The sequence below is a fragment of the Candidatus Zixiibacteriota bacterium genome (assembly GCA_035380245.1).
GTDB lineage: Bacteria > Zixibacteria > MSB-5A5 > GN15 > FEB-12 > DAOSXA01.
In genome coordinates, this window is record DAOSXA010000001.1 from 342,855 (window position 1) to 343,968 (window position 1,114).

The 1,114-nt window shown below is 56.1% G+C and carries 1 protein-coding gene; it reads left to right on the plus strand.

The window, feature by feature from the left end:
- The coding region (locus PLF13_01355) for a hypothetical protein (GenBank protein ID HOP05915.1) at positions 1-1,114 on the plus strand (1,114 nt) is incomplete at both ends.

Here is a 1,114-nt window from a genome sequence, read left to right on the forward strand (position 1 = left end):
TTGATCTGGATACAGCCGTTATCAACGTGACCTTCAACAGCGCCCCGACAATTACGGCGCAGGCCGACACCAGCCTGTTCCTCTGTACACCGACACCCGTCTGTATCGGCTACGATGTTTCCGATCCCGACGGTCTGTCCGGTCTGGTTGAGGATATGGGAGCCGGTTTCGGCACGATAGACACTCTTAACAATCAGATTTGTTTCACTCCGGATGTCTCCGGCAATTATGAGTTTATCGTCGAGGTGACCGACCCGTGCGGCGAGACCGATGCCGATACGGTAGTGGTTTCGATTACGTTCGGCCAGTTCGCGGCTATCGATTGCCCGACAGAACCGATCGATGTCTTCCTCTGCGCCGCTGATGAGATTTGCCAGATGGTTGACGTTACCCCGGCCTCGGCTTCAGTGAGCGTCTCGTTCGGCAGCTATGCCAACGGTGAGGTCTGTTTCACGGCCGACACCGCCGGTATCTACGAAATCGAAATGATTGCAACCGAATCCTGCAACGCCGACACCTGTCTGATCACGTTCAACGTTGAAATCGGCCAGGCGGCTCAGATCGACTGTCCCGCCGCGGCGAGCAAGTTCCTTTGCCAGGCGAGCGATGTTTGCGTACCGGTCGGCATCCAGGGCAGTGGCGTCTCGGTGGCGGTATCCCCTGTCGGCAGTTACAGCGCCGGTTCGGTTTGCTTCCCGGCCGATACCAGCGGTCATTACGAAATTGAAATCATAGCCACCACCGATTGTGGCATTGACACCTGTATCCTGGTTCGCGATGTGACGATCAACTCTGCGCCGATAGCGGTTGATCCGCCTTCGCCGATTGACACTTTCATGTGTGCAACCGGACAGGTCTGTTACCAGTTCGAGGCGAGTGATGCCGATGCCGAGACATTGATTTTCGAGAAGTTGTCCGGAGACGGCACCGTAACCTCGAACGGCCTCTGGTGTTTCAACGTAAGCCGGATCGTTACCAAAACGGTTACGGCTCAAGTTTCCGATGGTTGCGGCGCAGCCGACACGGTTTCTTTGACCTACAACATCGAGCTTAACAGCGCTCCGATCGTGACGCTCGGTAACGATACCTCGATCTTCATCTGCAGCGGTGCTTC